This window comes from Mesorhizobium sp. NZP2077, from assembly GCF_013170805.1.
Taxonomy (GTDB): Bacteria; Pseudomonadota; Alphaproteobacteria; order Rhizobiales; family Rhizobiaceae; genus Mesorhizobium.
This window is the reverse complement of record NZ_CP051293.1, coordinates 7273560-7288042: the sequence shown is the minus strand read 5'-3', so window position 1 is coordinate 7288042 and position 14483 is coordinate 7273560. Positions and strand designations below refer to the sequence as shown.

Annotated in this window: 13 protein-coding genes; 11 read left to right on the top strand and 2 right to left on the bottom strand. The window is 62.6% G+C overall.

The genetic code is table 11. From position 1 onward, the window contains the following. The first annotated feature begins 207 nt into the window (after positions 1-207). The 8 genes from HGP13_RS35695 (at position 208) to HGP13_RS35660 (ending at position 9685) form a co-directional block, all read left to right on the top strand. The gene (locus tag HGP13_RS35695; protein ID WP_172234990.1) at positions 208-669 is read left to right on the top strand and encodes a MerR family DNA-binding transcriptional regulator; all 462 of its coding nucleotides are present in this window, start codon (positions 208-210) and stop codon (positions 667-669) included. Positions 670-952: 283 nt separating this feature from the next. Then, entirely contained in the window at positions 953-2743 is a 1791-nt protein-coding gene (locus HGP13_RS35690; RefSeq protein ID WP_172234541.1) for an acyl-CoA dehydrogenase, read from the top strand. Between the two features lie 112 nt (positions 2744-2855). Then, positions 2856-4025, top strand: a complete 1170-nt coding sequence (locus HGP13_RS35685; protein WP_172234540.1) for an acyl-CoA dehydrogenase family protein — start codon at positions 2856-2858, stop codon at positions 4023-4025. 32 nt (positions 4026-4057) lie between these two features. Next, a complete protein-coding gene (locus HGP13_RS35680; protein WP_172234539.1) occupies positions 4058-5266 on the top strand; it encodes an acetyl-CoA C-acetyltransferase in 1209 nt (402 codons plus the stop codon). A gap of 14 nt (positions 5267-5280) precedes the next feature. Further along, the gene (locus HGP13_RS35675; protein ID WP_172234538.1) at positions 5281-7500 is read left to right on the top strand and encodes a 3-hydroxyacyl-CoA dehydrogenase NAD-binding domain-containing protein; all 2220 of its coding nucleotides are present in this window, start codon (positions 5281-5283) and stop codon (positions 7498-7500) included. A gap of 9 nt (positions 7501-7509) precedes the next feature. After that, positions 7510-8055, top strand: coding sequence for a thioesterase family protein (locus tag HGP13_RS35670; RefSeq protein ID WP_172234537.1), 546 nt, complete (start codon positions 7510-7512; stop codon positions 8053-8055). 124 nt (positions 8056-8179) lie between these two features. Then, the gene (locus HGP13_RS35665) at positions 8180-8818 is read left to right on the top strand and encodes a helix-turn-helix transcriptional regulator (protein WP_172234536.1); all 639 of its coding nucleotides are present in this window, start codon (positions 8180-8182) and stop codon (positions 8816-8818) included. A 9-nt stretch (positions 8819-8827) separates the two neighbouring features. Further along, the gene (locus tag HGP13_RS35660) at positions 8828-9685 is read left to right on the top strand and encodes a thermonuclease family protein (RefSeq protein WP_348647118.1); all 858 of its coding nucleotides are present in this window, start codon (positions 8828-8830) and stop codon (positions 9683-9685) included. Here the strand turns inward: HGP13_RS35660 and HGP13_RS35655 are convergent. Beyond that, positions 9651-11297 carry a lysine--tRNA ligase gene (locus HGP13_RS35655; protein ID WP_172234534.1) on the bottom strand — a complete coding sequence of 549 codons (1647 nt, stop codon included), beginning with the start codon at positions 11295-11297 and terminating at the stop codon, positions 9651-9653. The genes HGP13_RS35660 and HGP13_RS35655 overlap by 35 nt on opposite strands. Before the next feature lie 172 nt (positions 11298-11469). Between HGP13_RS35655 and HGP13_RS35650 the strand changes: the two genes are divergently transcribed. Continuing rightward, positions 11470-11883 carry a tellurite resistance TerB family protein gene (locus tag HGP13_RS35650; RefSeq protein WP_172234533.1) on the top strand — a complete coding sequence of 138 codons (414 nt, stop codon included), beginning with the start codon at positions 11470-11472 and terminating at the stop codon, positions 11881-11883. A gap of 21 nt (positions 11884-11904) precedes the next feature. Here the strand turns inward: HGP13_RS35650 and HGP13_RS35645 are convergent, their stop codons facing one another. Next, entirely contained in the window at positions 11905-12753 is an 849-nt protein-coding gene (locus tag HGP13_RS35645) for a transporter substrate-binding domain-containing protein (protein WP_172234532.1), read from the bottom strand. 260 nt (positions 12754-13013) lie between these two features. On the opposite strand from HGP13_RS35645, the gene HGP13_RS35640 reads away from it, so the two are divergent. Further along, complete coding sequence (locus HGP13_RS35640) at positions 13014-13745, top strand: LuxR family transcriptional regulator (RefSeq protein WP_172234531.1); 732 nt, start codon at positions 13014-13016, stop codon at positions 13743-13745. Positions 13746-13843: 98 nt separating this feature from the next. After that, a complete protein-coding gene (locus tag HGP13_RS35635; RefSeq protein WP_172234530.1) occupies positions 13844-14482 on the top strand; it encodes an acyl-homoserine-lactone synthase in 639 nt (212 codons plus the stop codon). The last annotated feature ends 1 nt before the right edge of the window (position 14483 follow it).

Below are 14483 nucleotides of genomic sequence, written 5' to 3'. Positions count from 1 at the left end.
GCTGCGGCATAAAGCACCTTGTTAGAACGCCCCTTGCGTCATGAGGCGGCTATCGGTATAGAATTGACGTAAACGTAAAAGGCGCATTTGAGTGTGCTGTTTGCGATTTTGTTTGTCGAAACCACGGCCGGAAGCACGCCCCCGCTTCCAGTCAGGCGACGCATGGTCCAGGACCGCGACGCCACCAGACGGGGAAAGCCAGTGACCATGAAGCTTATCTCGGCCGGCGAGACCGCGGCCAATACCAACAATGCATCTATCGAAGCCGGTGAGGATCTCGTCCGCATCGGCGAAATGGCCAAGAAATACGGCGTGACGCTGCGCACGCTGCGTTTCTATGAAGACAAGGGCCTGCTCAACCCGCAGCGCGACGGTTCGACCCGTCTCTACACGCGCCGCGACAAGGCCCGGCTGAAGCTGATCCTGCTCGGCCGCAAGGTCGGGTTCTCGCTGCGCGACGTCAAGCAGATGATGGATCTCTACGATCCGACCGGTTCCAACACCAAGCAACTGCGCCTGGCGCTGGACAAGTCGGAGAAGCAGCTTGCCCGCCTGCAGAAGCAGCGGGCACTTATCGACGACGCCATCAACGAGCTTTCCGGCTCGATGTCGGCGGTGCGCCAGATGTTGACCGAGCGCACGGCGCCGCAGGCGAGCGTCGCGAGCTAACTGCCGGCTCCGCATCTGTCGGATTTTTGCCCATCAAAGCCGCGTGGCTCTGCCGCGCGGCTTTTTTGATTCTGCATCTCGCTGAGTCCTTGGTACTGGCCCGCACGACGTTGCACCGTTAGCTTCACCAAGCGCGGGGCGGGGCGGAAATCTTGTCGCATCGAAAGAATTGACGTTTACGCAAACGTCAATTTTTGCTATCCCCGCCTCAGCACGGGTCCGCATGCTGCCCTGACATGAATTCGGGGGCTTTCGGACCAGGTCCGCAGGGTGGAGAAAAGGCATGCCGACATACAGGGCTCCGGTCCAGGATACGCTGTTCGTGCTCAACGAGGTGCTGGGCTATCAGCGCTATTCGAACCTTCCCGGATTTGCTGACGCCACGCCCGACGTGCTGGAGGCGATCCTCGCCGAAGGCGCCAAGCTTGCCGAAAACGTCATGCATCCTTTGAACCGTGTCGGCGACATGGAAGGCTGCGTGCGTCACGAGGACGGCTCGGTGACGACGCCGAAAGGCTTCAAGGAAGCGTTCGACCAGTATCGCGAGGGCGGCTGGATGGGGCTGGCCGCACCGGTCGAGTTCGGCGGCCAGGGCCTGCCCTATGCCGTGCACACCGCGGTCGCCGAATATATGGTGTCGGCCAACATGTCGCTGATGATGTATCCGGGCCTGACGCAGGGCGCGATCGCGGCGATCATCACCCACGGCACTGACGAGCAGAAGGCCAAATGGCTGCCGAAGATGGTCGAGGGTTCCTGGACCGGCACCATGAACCTGACCGAGCCGCATTGCGGCACCGATCTCGGCCTGCTGCGCACCAAGGCGGTGCCGAACGGCGACGGCACCTACAGGATTTCCGGCCAGAAGATCTTCATCTCGGCCGGCGAGCACGACATGTCGGACAACATCGTCCATCTGGTGCTGGCCCGCATCGAGGGCGCGCCGGAAGGCGTCAAGGGCATCTCGCTGTTCATCGTGCCGAAGCTCAAGCTCGACGCATCGGGCAATCCGGGCGAACGCAACACACTCGCCTGCGGTTCGATCGAGGAGAAGATGGGCATCCACGGTAATTCGACCTGCGTCATGAACTATGACGAGGCGCAAGGCACGCTGCTCGGCGAAGCCAATGGCGGCCTCAAGGCGATGTTTACGATGATGAATGAGGCGCGCCTCGGCGTCGGCCTGCAGGGCCTGTCGCTTTCCGAGATCGCCTACCAGAATGCCGTCGCCTACGCCAAGGAGCGCTTGCAGGGCCGCTCGCTGTCGGGCCCGAAGGCGCCGGACAAGAAGGCCGACCCGATCATCGTCCATCCCGACATCCGCCGCTCGCTGATGACCATGAAGGCCTTCAACGAGGCTGGCCGCGCCTTGGCGCTGTGGACCGCCATCAAGTCCGACATCGCTCACCGCTCCGCCGACGACAAGGATCGCCAGGCGGCCGACGACTACACCGGGCTGATGACGCCGGTGGTCAAGGGCGTGCTCACCGACAAGGGGTTTGATCACGCCGTCATGGCGCAGCAGGTGTTCGGCGGTCACGGTTACATAGAAGAGCACGGCATGAGCCAGTTCGTGCGCGATGCGCGCATCGCCATGATCTATGAAGGCGCAAACGGCATCCAGGCGCTAGATCTCGTCGGCCGCAAGCTCGGTCTGAATGGCGGCCGCGCCATCCAGGCCTTCTTCAAGGAGGTCGGCGAATTCTGCGAGGAGAACCGCACTGATGAAAAGATGGCGCCCTTTACCAAGGGATTGAAGAAAGGCCTCAACGATCTGCAGGCGGCAACCATGTGGCTGGTGCAGAACGGTATGGCCAAGCCCGACAATGCCGGTGCGGCCTCGACCGACTATATGCATCTCTTCGGTCTTGTGGCGTTGGGCTACATGTGGGCGCAGATGGCCAAGGCGGCGCAGGGCAAGACCGGCGCCAACGGCTCCCAGTCTTTCTACGACAACAAGGTCGTGACGGCGCGCTTCTTCATGGAGCGGATCATGCCGGAGACCTCGGCCCACCTCGCCCGTATTTCGAGTGGCGCGGACACGCTAATGGCCCTGCCTGTGGAAGCGTTCTAAAGATGGTTGCCCTCCCCCTTGAGGGGAGGATGGCCCGAAGGGCCGGTGGTCCTGCGTGAAGTACGCCGACCTCAACTCTGACGATGTGCTCTGGGAGGAGTATCATAACAGCATGACCAACCCAGCCGAAATCCTGAACCTCCCGAAGCCCGCCTGGGCGGCGGATGAGGTCGGCATGCTCTACGACATGGCAACCCGGTTCATGTCGGAGGAGATCGCGCCGCGCTACGATGAGTTCGAGAAGAACGAAATGGTCGACCGCGAGAGCTGGCTGAAGGCAGGCGCGGCCGGCCTGCTTTGCGCTTCTATGCCGGAGGAATATGGCGGCTCCGGCGGCACCTTCGCGCATGAGAGCGCCATCATCGAAGCCATCGGCCATGTTGGTGTCGACGGTTTTGGCATCGGACTGCATAATTCGATCGTCGCACCTTACGTCCTCCATTACGGCTCCGAGGAGCAGAAGAAGAAGTGGCTGCCGAAACTCGCCACCGGCGAGCTGATCGGCGCCATCGCCATGACCGAGCCGGGCGCCGGCTCCGACCTGCAGGGTGTCAAGACGCGGGCGCAGAAGGACGGCAACCAGTACAAGATCAACGGCTCCAAGACCTTCATCACCAATGGCCAGCTCGCCAATCTCATCATCGTCGTCACCAAGACCGATCCGGAAAAGGGCGCCAAGGGCACCTCGCTGATCGTCGTCGAGACCGACGAGGTCGAAGGTTTTGAGCGCGGCCGTAACCTCGACAAGATCGGCTTGAAGGCCAACGACACCTCGGAACTGTTCTTCAACGACGTGCGCGTGCCAACCTCCAATTTGCTCGGCCACGAGGAAGGGCAGGGCTTTATCCAACTGATGCAGCAATTGCCGCAGGAGCGGCTGCAGATCGGCACCGGGGCGATCGCCATGATCGAGCGGGCGCTGGCGCTGACCCTCGACTACGTCAAGGAGCGCAAGGCTTTCGGCAAGGCGATCATCGATTTCCAGAACACCCAGTTCAAGCTCGCCGAGCTGAAGACCGAGGCGACGATTGGCCGTGTCTTCTACAATGACTGCGTCACCCGCCACATAAATGGTGGCCTCGATCCGGTGACGGCGTCGATGGCCAAATACTGGCTCAGCGACCTGCAGGGCAAAGTCGTCGATGAATGCCTTCAATTGCATGGCGGCTATGGCTACATGAATGAATATCCGATCGCCCGCATGTTCCGCGACGCTCGCGTCCAGCGCATCTACGGCGGCACCAACGAGATCATGAAATTGCTGATCGGCCGCTCTCTCTGAGAGCGACATCAGGCAACCCAAGGAGCAAGGAAATGGCTGACGCTTATGTCTACGACGCCGTGCGCACACCGCGCGGCAAGGGCAAGAAGGACGGATCGCTGCACGAAGTGCCGGCGGTACGGCTTGCCGCCAAGACGCTCGAGGCGCTGCGCGACCGCAATGGCCTGGATACCGGCACTGTCGATGACATCATCTTCGGCTGCGTCGATCCGGTCGGCGAGGCGGGCTCGGTCATCCCGCGCGCCGCCGCCTTCGAGGCCGGCTACGACACCAAGGCGCCTGGCATGCAGATTTCGCGCTTCTGCGCTTCGGGTCTCGACGCCATCAATCTCGGCGCCGCCAAGATCGCGCAGGGCGCCGATGAGATCGTCATCGCCGGTGGCGTCGAATCCATGTCGCGCGTCGGCATGGGCGCCTCGGGCGGCGCCTGGTTCATGGACCCTTCGGTCGGCCTGCCCGGCTGGTTCGTGCCGCAAGGCATCTCGGCCGACCTGATCGCCACCAAATACGGTTTCTCGCGTGACGACGTCGACGCCTATGCCGTCGAGAGCCAGAAGCGGGCGGCAAAGTCCTGGGCCGACGGTCGCTTCAAGAACTCCGTCATTCCGATCAAGGATCAGAACGGCCTGACCATCCTTGACCATGACGAGCACATGCGCCCGTCGACCGACATGCAGTCACTCGCCTCGCTCAACCCGTCCTTCATCATGCCCGGCGAAATGGGCGGCTTCGATGCCGTCGCGGTGCAGAAGCACCCCGAGGTCGAAGAGGTCAACCACGTCCACCACGCCGGCAACTCGTCGGGCATCGTCGATGGCGCGGCGGCCGTGCTGCTCGGCTCGAAGAAGGCTGGGAAAGCCATGGGCATCAAACCCCGCGCGCGCATCCGCACCTTTGCCAACATCGGCTCCGAGCCGGTGCTGATGCTGACCGGCCCGGTCGATGTGACAGAGAAGCTGTTGAAGCGCGCCAAGATGAAGCTGTCGGACATCGACCTGTTCGAGCTCAACGAAGCCTTCGCCTCGGTAGTGCTGCGCTACATGCAGGCCTTCGACATCGATCACGACAAGATCAACGTCAATGGCGGCGCCATCGCCATGGGCCATCCGCTCGGCGCCACCGGCGCGATGATCTTCGGCACGGTGCTGGACGAACTCGAACGCCGCGACCTCAACACCGCGCTGGTCACGCTCTGCATCGGCGCCGGCATGGGCACTGCCACCATCATCGAACGCGTCTGACGGGGAGAAGACCGATGACCTACACCAATTTCACCCTCGACACCGACGCCGACGGCATTGCGCTGGTCACCTGGAACATGCCCGACCGCTCTATGAACGTCTTCACCGAGGAGGTGATGAACGAACTCGACAAGATCATCGACCAGGTGGTGGCCGACGCCAGCATCAAGGGTGCGGTGATCACCTCGGGCAAGGACAGCTTCTCCGGTGGCGCCGATCTCACCATGCTGCAGAAGATGCTGACGGTCTTTGCCAAGGAGAAAGGCAAGGACCCGGAGAAGGCGGCAAAGCTTTTGTTCGACAATGCCGGCCGCATGGGCGGCCTGTGGCGCAAGCTCGAAACATCGGGCAAGCCTTGGGTGTCGGCGATCAACGGCACCTGCATGGGCGGCGCCTTCGAATTGTCGCTGGCCTGCCATGGCCGTGTCGCCGCTGACTCCGACAAGGTCAAGATGGCCTTGCCGGAAGTCAAGGTCGGCATCTTCCCCGGCGCCGGCGGCACCCAGCGTGTGCCGCGGCTAACCGACCAGCAGCAGGCGCTGCAAATGCTGACCTCGGGCCAGAATCTCTCGCCGCAGAAGGCGAAGGCCATGGGGCTGATCCACGAGATCGCCGAGCCGGCCAAGCTGGTCGAGACTGCAAAGGCGATGATCAAAAATGGCCTGAAAGCCGTCCAGCCCTGGGACGAGAAGGGCTTCAAGCTGCCTGGTGGCCAGATCTATACGCCTGCCGGCTTCAATCTGTGGCCGCCGGCAATCGCCATCCTGCGCCGCGAGACCTATGGCAACTATCCGGCCGCCGCTGCGATCCTGAAATGCGTCTATGAAGGCCTGCTGGTGCCGTTCGATACCGGCCTGAGGATCGAGCAGCGTTATTTCACCGAGATCATGCAGACCAAGGAAGCGGCGGCGATGATCCGCTCGCTGTTCGTGTCGCTGCAGGAACTGAACAAGGGCGCCCGCCGCCCGGCCGGCGTGCCGGAAACCAAGTTCAAGAAGATTGGCATTCTTGGCGCCGGCTTCATGGGCGCCGGCATCGCTTATGTCACCGCCAAGGCCGGCATTCCGGTGATGTTGCTTGACCGCGATATCGAGTCCGCCACCAAGGGCAAGGCGCATTCCGACAGCCTGGTCTCGGATCAGGTCAAGAAGGGCCGCGCCAAGCCCGAGGAGCGGGACAAGCTCCTGTCGCTGATCACGCCGACTGCAGACTATGCCGATCTTGCCGGCTGCGACCTCGTGGTAGAAGCGGTGTTCGAGGATTCGGCCGTCAAGAAGGCCGCCACCGAGCAGGCGGAAGCGGTGCTGAAGTCGTCGGCGATCTTCGCGTCGAACACCTCAACCATCCCGATCTCCGGTCTTGCCAAGAATTCGACGCGGCCGAAGAACTTCATCGGCATCCATTTCTTCTCGCCGGTCGACAAGATGATGCTGGTCGAGATCATTCTGGGCAAGAAGACCGGCGACAAGGCGCTGGCGACGGCGATCGATTTCGTCCGCGCCATCAAGAAGACGCCGATCGTCGTCAACGACACGCGCGGCTTCTACGTCAACCGCTGCGTGCTGCGCTACATGTCGGAAGCCTACAAGATGCTGATCGAAGGCGTGCCCGCGCCGATGATCGAGAATGCGGCCAAGGCCGCCGGCATGCCGGTTGGCCCGCTGGCGCTGACCGACGAGACGGCCATCGACCTGGCCCAGAAGATCATGAAGCAGACCATCAGGGATCTCGGCGACAAGGCCGTCGACCCCAAGCAGATGGCGCTGATCAACACCATGGTCGACGACCACGGCCGCTTCGGCCGCAAGAACGGCAAGGGCTTCTACGACTATCCGGCCAAGCCCGCCAAGAAGAAGCTGTGGCCTGGGTTGAAGGACCTCTATCCGCAGCTCGCGGCCGACAAGGTCGACTATGAGGAGCTGCAGCAGCGGCTGCTCGTCACCATCGCGCTGGAAGCGGCACGGGTGATGGAGGAAGGCATCGTCACCGATCCGCGCGAGGCCGATGTCGGCTCGATCCTGGCTTTCGGCTTCGCGCCCTACACCGGCGGTGCGCTTTCTTATATCGACGGCATCGGCGCCAAGCGCTTTGTCAAGATCGCCAAGGATCTACAGAAGAAGTATGGCGCCGAATTCAAGGCGCCGAAGCTGCTCATCGACATGGCCGAGAAGGGCGAAACCTTCTACCAGCGCTTCGACCCCTACGCCAAGGGCGACGTGAAACAGGCCGCCTGACGCAAGGATATGTACGTTTGGGCGCGCATGGCGCGCATGCTGGCCACGGCGCGCAGCCGTGGCCCCTATATGATGGGCGGTGAAAGCCGGCTGGCCTTTCGCTGCCTGCCGACCGACATCGATTTCAACATCCATCTCAACAATGCGCGCTACATGATGCTGGCCGACCTCGGCCGCATTGACCTGTTCGTCCGCGCCGGGCTGATCACGCTGGCGCGGAAGAACGGCTGGGCGCCGATGATGGGCGGGCTGCAGGCGGTCTATGCGCGCGAGATCAGGCTGTGGCGCCGCTTCGAAGTGGTGTCCTCGATCGAAACCTGGGAAGGCAGCCAGGTCATCGGCAAGCACCGCTTCGTCCTCGACAATGGCGAGACGGCCGCCTTGATCCTGACGACGGCCGGCGTCTACGACCGCAAGGCGCGGCGCTTTCTCGATATCGATGAGGTTGTCGCGGCACTTGGCCGCTCAGTAAGCCCGAGACCGCCGACGCCGGCGGAACGGCTTTTCATGACGTCGCACCAGGGTTTGCGTAGCCTCGCCAAGGCGGCCGATTGATCCCTGGAATCGGATTTGCGCAACCGCAGAAACTGCGCCCGGGGGGAGAGCGGCCGGTGGACAAATCGACATTCGCGGACTAGAAGGAAAAGGCATTTTTTCCTGTCTCGAAGGAGAGCCGCACATGCTCTCGCACGACCGCGTCTGGGCCGCCATCGATGCTCTTGCCGAGCGTTATTCGCTTTCGGCGTCAGGTCTGGCAAGGCGCGCGGGGCTCGATTCGACCGCCTTCAACAAGTCGAAACGTCTGTCCTCGGACGGTCGGCCGCGCTGGCCTTCAACCGAATCACTCGCCAAGATCATCGAGGCGACAGGCGCGTCACTCGACGAATTCACCGGGCTGATCGAAGGCCGCATGGGCGCCGCACCCGCCCACAGACGAGCCGTGCCCTTGCTCGGTTTTGCCCAGGCCGGCGCTGGCGGCTTCTTCGACGATGCCGGCTTTCCGGCGGGGCAGGGCTGGGATCTGGTCGAACTGCCGGCGCAATCGACCGAGAGTTCCTATGCGTTGCAGGTACAAGGCGATTCCATGCTGCCGCTCTACCGCAATGGCGACGTCCTCATCGTCGAGCCCGGCGCGGTCACCCGCAAGGGCGATCGCGTCGTCGTCAAGACCACATCAGGCGAGGTGATGGCCAAGGTGCTCGAGCGCCAGACCGTCAAGTCGATCGCGCTGGTCTCGCTCAATCCCGATCATCCCGACCGCGACATTGCCATGCGCGACGTCGAATGGGTGGCGCGGATTGTCTGGGCAAGCCAGTAGGTCCGGCTGGTGCGGTTTCCTCATCTTGCCCTGGCGGTTGTGATGGTCCCGGTGATGGCCGCCTTGGTCGTCGCCGGCGGCCGCACGCTGAAAGAGAGCGAAAGCACTGTTGCGGTGGATCAAATCGATCCCGGCGCGGACACGATCTCACAGGCAAGCGCCGATGCCGGGCCCGACGAGCCGGCCACGTCAGCCATTCCTGCGCCGGCCGCTGCGCAGCCAAAGCCGACGGTGCATTCGCGGGCGATCGACCCGGATGTCGTTGCGCCGCCGGAACTGCCCGCAGGCGAACTCGAGCGGGTCGAGCCGCGTCAGCCATTGAGCAAGCTGGCGCTCGCTACGCCGCCCAAGCCGAAGATGCCCGACGACTGGAACGGCACGAAGCTGTTCCAGCCGGTCGCAACGGCCGCCGGCCTGATCGAAGCGAAAGGCTATTCGGTCGCGGTTTCCGGCGTCGATGTCGTCAGCCAGGACGAGACCTGCACCACCGACGGCAAATCCTGGCCGTGCGGCATCCGTGCGCGCACGGCGTTCCGTGCCTTCCTGCGCGGCCGCGCCGTGGTCTGCACGGTGCCGCCCGAAAGCGGTCGCGACCGGATCGCGGCGGAGTGCCGGATCGGCAAGCAGGATGTCGGTCAATGGCTGGTCGACAACGGCTGGGCGCGTGCCGCCAAAGGCGGGCCCTATGTCGAGGCTGGCGAAAAGGCGCAAAGCGCGAAGAAGGGCATTTTCGGATCGGCGCCCAACCTTGCCGGCATCTCGGCGGTGCCGGCCGCGCCCGCCTCGGCGCCTCAGGCGCCGGGCTCGATCCTGGAGGAGGTCGACGGCGCCCTCAAACCAGCTGACCAGCCAGCGCCTGCTGAATGAGCGCGCGGGTCTCGGCGACGCCGTAGAGCGCGGCGAACGAGCCGAAGCGCGGGCCGCGCTCCTGGCCGATGAGCACCTGGTAGATCATCTGGAAGAAGGCGCCCGAAACGCCGGGACCGCCTTCCGGGCTCTGCTTGGAATGGTCCTGATAGCGTTCGATCTTGCGTGCCACGTTGAGCGAAGCGTTCTGGATCGCTTCGCCGCCGGCGTCCGCCGGCAATTCGCCAAGCGCCCTGTCGAGGGACTCGAGCGCCTCGCGCTCGACCGCGTCGGCCGGGCGGAAGGTTTTCGTCGGCCGCACGAAATCGTCGAAATAGCGGATCGCATGGCCGACCAGCTGGTCGAGCTCTGGATGGGTCTTTGGCGTCACATCCTTGGTGTGGCGCGAGATGAAGCCCCACAGCACGTCCTTGTTCTGCGCGTTGGAGGCGCTGACCAGATTGAGCAGCAGCGAGAACGGCACCGGCATGTCGATGGCGGGCGGGTTGCCGTCATGCATATGCCAGACCGGGTTGCCCAGCCTCTCCTTCCAGTCCTGCCGGGGATAGGCGGCGAGGAAGGTGTAATACTCGTCCACGGCCCTCGGAATGACGTCGAAATAGAGCTTCTTGGCCTGCCGCGGCCGCTGGTACATGTAGAGCCCGAGGCTTTCGGTCGGCGCATAGGTCAGCCACTCGTCGATGGTCAGGCCATTGCCCTTCGATTTCGAGATCTTCTGGCCGTTTTCGTCCAGGAACAGCTCGTAGACGAAATGCTCCGGCGCCCGCCCGCCCAGAATGTTGCAGATGCGGTCATAGACCACCGCATTGGTCTGGTGATCCTTGCCGAACATCTCGAAATCGACGCCAAGGGCCGCCCAGCGCATGCCGAAATCCGGCTTCCACTGCAGCTTCACCCGGCCGCCGGTGATCGAAAGCGTGGTTTCGGTGCCTTCGTCGTCGAAGGTGATGGTACCGGCCTTGGCGTCGACATGCTTCATCGGCACGTAAAGTACCCGGCCGCTCTTCGGCGAAATCGGCAGGAACGGGCTGTAGGTTGCCTGCCGCTCCGGCCCGAGCGTCGGCAGCATCACCGCCATGATCTTGTCATAGCGTTCGGCGGCGTGCAGCAGCATCGCGTCGAAACGGCCGGACTTATAGTAATGCGTCGCGCTGGCGAATTCGTAGTCGAAGCCGAAGGTGTCGAGGAAGCGGCAGAGCATCGCGTTGTTGTGGTCGGCGAAGCTCGCATAGTCGCCGCCGAACGGATTGGGAACCGAAGACAGCGGCTTGTGCAGGTGCGGCTCGAGCGCGGCGCGATCCGGCACGCTGTCGGGGATCTTGCGCATGCCGTCCATGTCGTCGGAGAAGCACAGCAGCTTGGTGGCAACCTTGTCCTGCGTCAGCACGCGGAATGCATGGCGCACCATCGAGGTGCGCGCCACTTCGCCGAACGTGCCGATATGCGGCAGGCCGGACGGACCATAGCCGGTTTCGAACAGGATGGTTTCGGGAAAGTCGGCGCCCTTGTAGCGCTCGATGATCTTTTTGGCTTCTTCGAACGGCCACGCCTTGCTTTCGGTCGCGGCCGCCAGCAGTTCGGGGTTGAGATCGATGATGTTTGATCCCGCCATGGTCTTGTTTTCCAAATTATTCGCCGGCCAGATTATTCGCTGGTATGGCCGCAGTGTCGATTTTCAACCGGTCCTCTAGGCGTGCATGGCCGGAGCGTCAACGAGTGGGGCGCTTTTTCCTTGCGACGCAGATGGCGCCTACCTACCTTCGAAGCCCGTCAAGGAGTAAAGAATGCCGTCGCCGACCCCGCATGAAGCCCTGATCTACCTGATGGTCATCACCTCGGCCTCCGACCGCGCCATGACCGATGTCGAACTGGCCAAAATCGGCGACGTCGTCCGCTCATGGCCGGTGTTCGAGGATTTCAAGCAGGACCGGCTGGTTCCCGTCGCCCAGGCTTGTCAGAAGTTGCTGCATGAACAGGATGGTCTGGAGGGTCTCCTGTCGCAAGTTGCCGAAGCCCTGCCGGAGCGCCTGCGCGACACCGCCTATGCCGCCGCCTTCGAAGTTGCCGCCGTCGATCTTGAAATGCGCCTGGAAGAAGTTCGGGTGCTGCAGCTGATCCGCCGTGAGCTCGATCTCGACACACTGACCGTCGCAGCCATCGGCCGCGCGGCCAAGGCGCGGCTGCGCACGCTGACCTGAAAATCTTGGCCAGGACAGCCCCTAGAAAAAGCTGACCGGGAAATAGCGCAGGTAGAATTCGGTGAAGGTGCCCTTCATCGAAATCTCCTGCAGCGCGTAATCGATCGCGGCGGCCAGCGCCGGATTGTCCGCCCTCGTGGCGATGGCCATGCCCGTGCCCAGATATTCGGGCGCCAGATAGGGACCGCCGGCAAAACGGCAGCAGCCGGCCGCATCGGAGCCGCCCAGCCAGAAGGCGAAGCGCATGCCGTCACCGAAGGCGGCGTCGATCTTGCCCGCCTTGAGATCGCTGTAGAGGGCTTCCGGTCCTTCGAAGGAGACGATCTGGACCGTGTTGAAATAGTCGCGCAGCATGCGCTCATGCGCCGAGCCCGCGAGCACGCCGACGCGCTTGCTGCGCAGCTTGTCGAAAATCGGTTCTGCAAACGCTTTGCTCTTCGGCATGATGAAGCGCGCCGGAAACTGCAGATAGGAGCGCGAAAAGGCGTATGTCTGGCGCGATTGCGGCGTTGCGGCGATGCCGGCGATGATGGCTTCGCCTTCACCTTTCTCGAGTGCCCCATCGAGTTCGCCCCAGGGCAATGCCTGGATCTGGCATTTGTCGACGATGCCGAGTTCGGCGCAGATGGCGCGTGCCAGGTCGATGTGGAAACCGGACAGTTTCCCGGCGCCATCGAGAAAATTGAACGGCGGAAAATCCGTGGTCGTCAGGAATCGCAGGCGTGGCAGCTCGGAAAGGTCGGGTTTGGGCAACCGTTCCTTGGCGTCCCACAACACCGGCACCTGCGGTTCCGCCGCGCGCCCGCCAGCCAATGGCAGCGCCGCGATCAGCAGCGACGCCAGCACCAGGGACCTCCATTGGAACGCCACGATAGGACTCCGCCGCACTCGTATTCGCACAGGTTTTGGTACGAAAATGGTGCAGGCACAATGGTTTTTGATTTCAACGCGCCGATTTCAGGGTATGCTTTAGCGCGTTTGCAAACAGCGGTGGCCACTCTGGTTGGGGGATCAGGGTTGAGAACCACAACCGGAAATGAGCGCGTTGCAATCCGCGGTCGGTGGCAAAGTGCGGACAATGGATGGACCATTGATCTCAATGCATAAGGCAACATGGGGTTGATGTTGCGATGGGTCAGTTCGATCGCACGCTGGAATACATAGACCAACTGCAGCACGCCGGAACGGCGGCGGCGGTTTGCGATAAGCTGTTGGGGATAACGTCGGATTACGGTCTGACCGCGCTGATGGCCGGAACCGTTCCACAACCGGGCACGCCGACCGGGCAGCAAAAGCAGCATGTGCTGCTGTGCGACTGGCCTGTCGAATGGTTGGAGCGCTACGTGGCGCGCAACTACGTCGATCACGACCCCGTGGTCAGCCACATGAAGCAGCTGCAGGCGCCATTCCAGTGGCGCGAAGCGGCGCAAGGCATTCGCATCGACAAGAGCAGCGGCGAAGTGATGGGCGACGCCGGCGCGTTCAAACTGCGCGACGGGCTGGCCTTTCCGCTGATCACGCTCGATGGCCAGATCGTCATGGTGTCGCTGGGTGGCGAGGCCGTGGAACTGTCGGCCGCCGAGTTCGGCCTGGTGTCGCTGGTCTCGACCTATGCCGTCGGTCGCGCCATGCAACTCCACACCATGGCGACCAAGACCATCGACCATATCGAATTGACGCCGCGCGAACGCGAATGCCTGCAATGGGCCGCCGTCGGCAAGTCGGAATGGGAGATTTCTCAAATCCTCGGAATCTCCGAGCACACGTCGGAGAAACATCTTCTTAACGCCAAAAGCAAACTCGGTGCCGTCAACCGGGTTCAGGCTGTCGCCGAAGCGATAAGGCGCGGCTACATTAGTTAGGTCGGCCGTGCCGACCTAGAACTTCATGCCTACGTGATCACGCAATTTTCTCATGAAAGCACGGCCGTATCTTCCTCTTAAACCCAGGAGACGACGGAATGCTTTTTTGTCTTACAACTCAAGAATTGATGGAACGTCCCGACCTTTGGGAGGCCGTCCATCGACTGCGCTACCAGATATTTGTCGAGGAGATGGGGTGGGAGGACCTGCGGCGCCCGGACGGATTTGAAGTCGATCAGTTCGACCATGACGAGGCCGTGCATCAGATCGTCATCAGAGGCAACGAGGTCGCGGGCTATCAACGGATGTTGCCGACCACGCGACCACATCTTTTGACCGAGGTTTTGACCGACCTTTCCGAAGGAACACCGCCATCGGGGCCTAACATCTGGGAATTGACCCGCTATGCGGTGGCTTCGGGCTTTCGCGATGGCCGTCGCGGCGTTTCGACCGTCGGTACCGAATTGATCGCCGGCTTCGTCGAGTGGGGGCTGAAGCGCGGCGTCGACAAGGTGATCATCGAGTTCGAACCGATGTGGGTGTTGCGCGCCTTGCAACTGCATTTCCTGGCGACGCCGCTGGGCTATCAGCGCACCTACGGCAATCAGCAGGTCGTGGCAACGTTGCTCTCCTTCAACGAGCACACGCTGGACGTGGTGCGGTCGCGCCGCAATCATCATGCTCCCGTTCTGGCCAGGGGATATCCCGACATGTTCGGCCAAAGGAGGGCGTCATGAG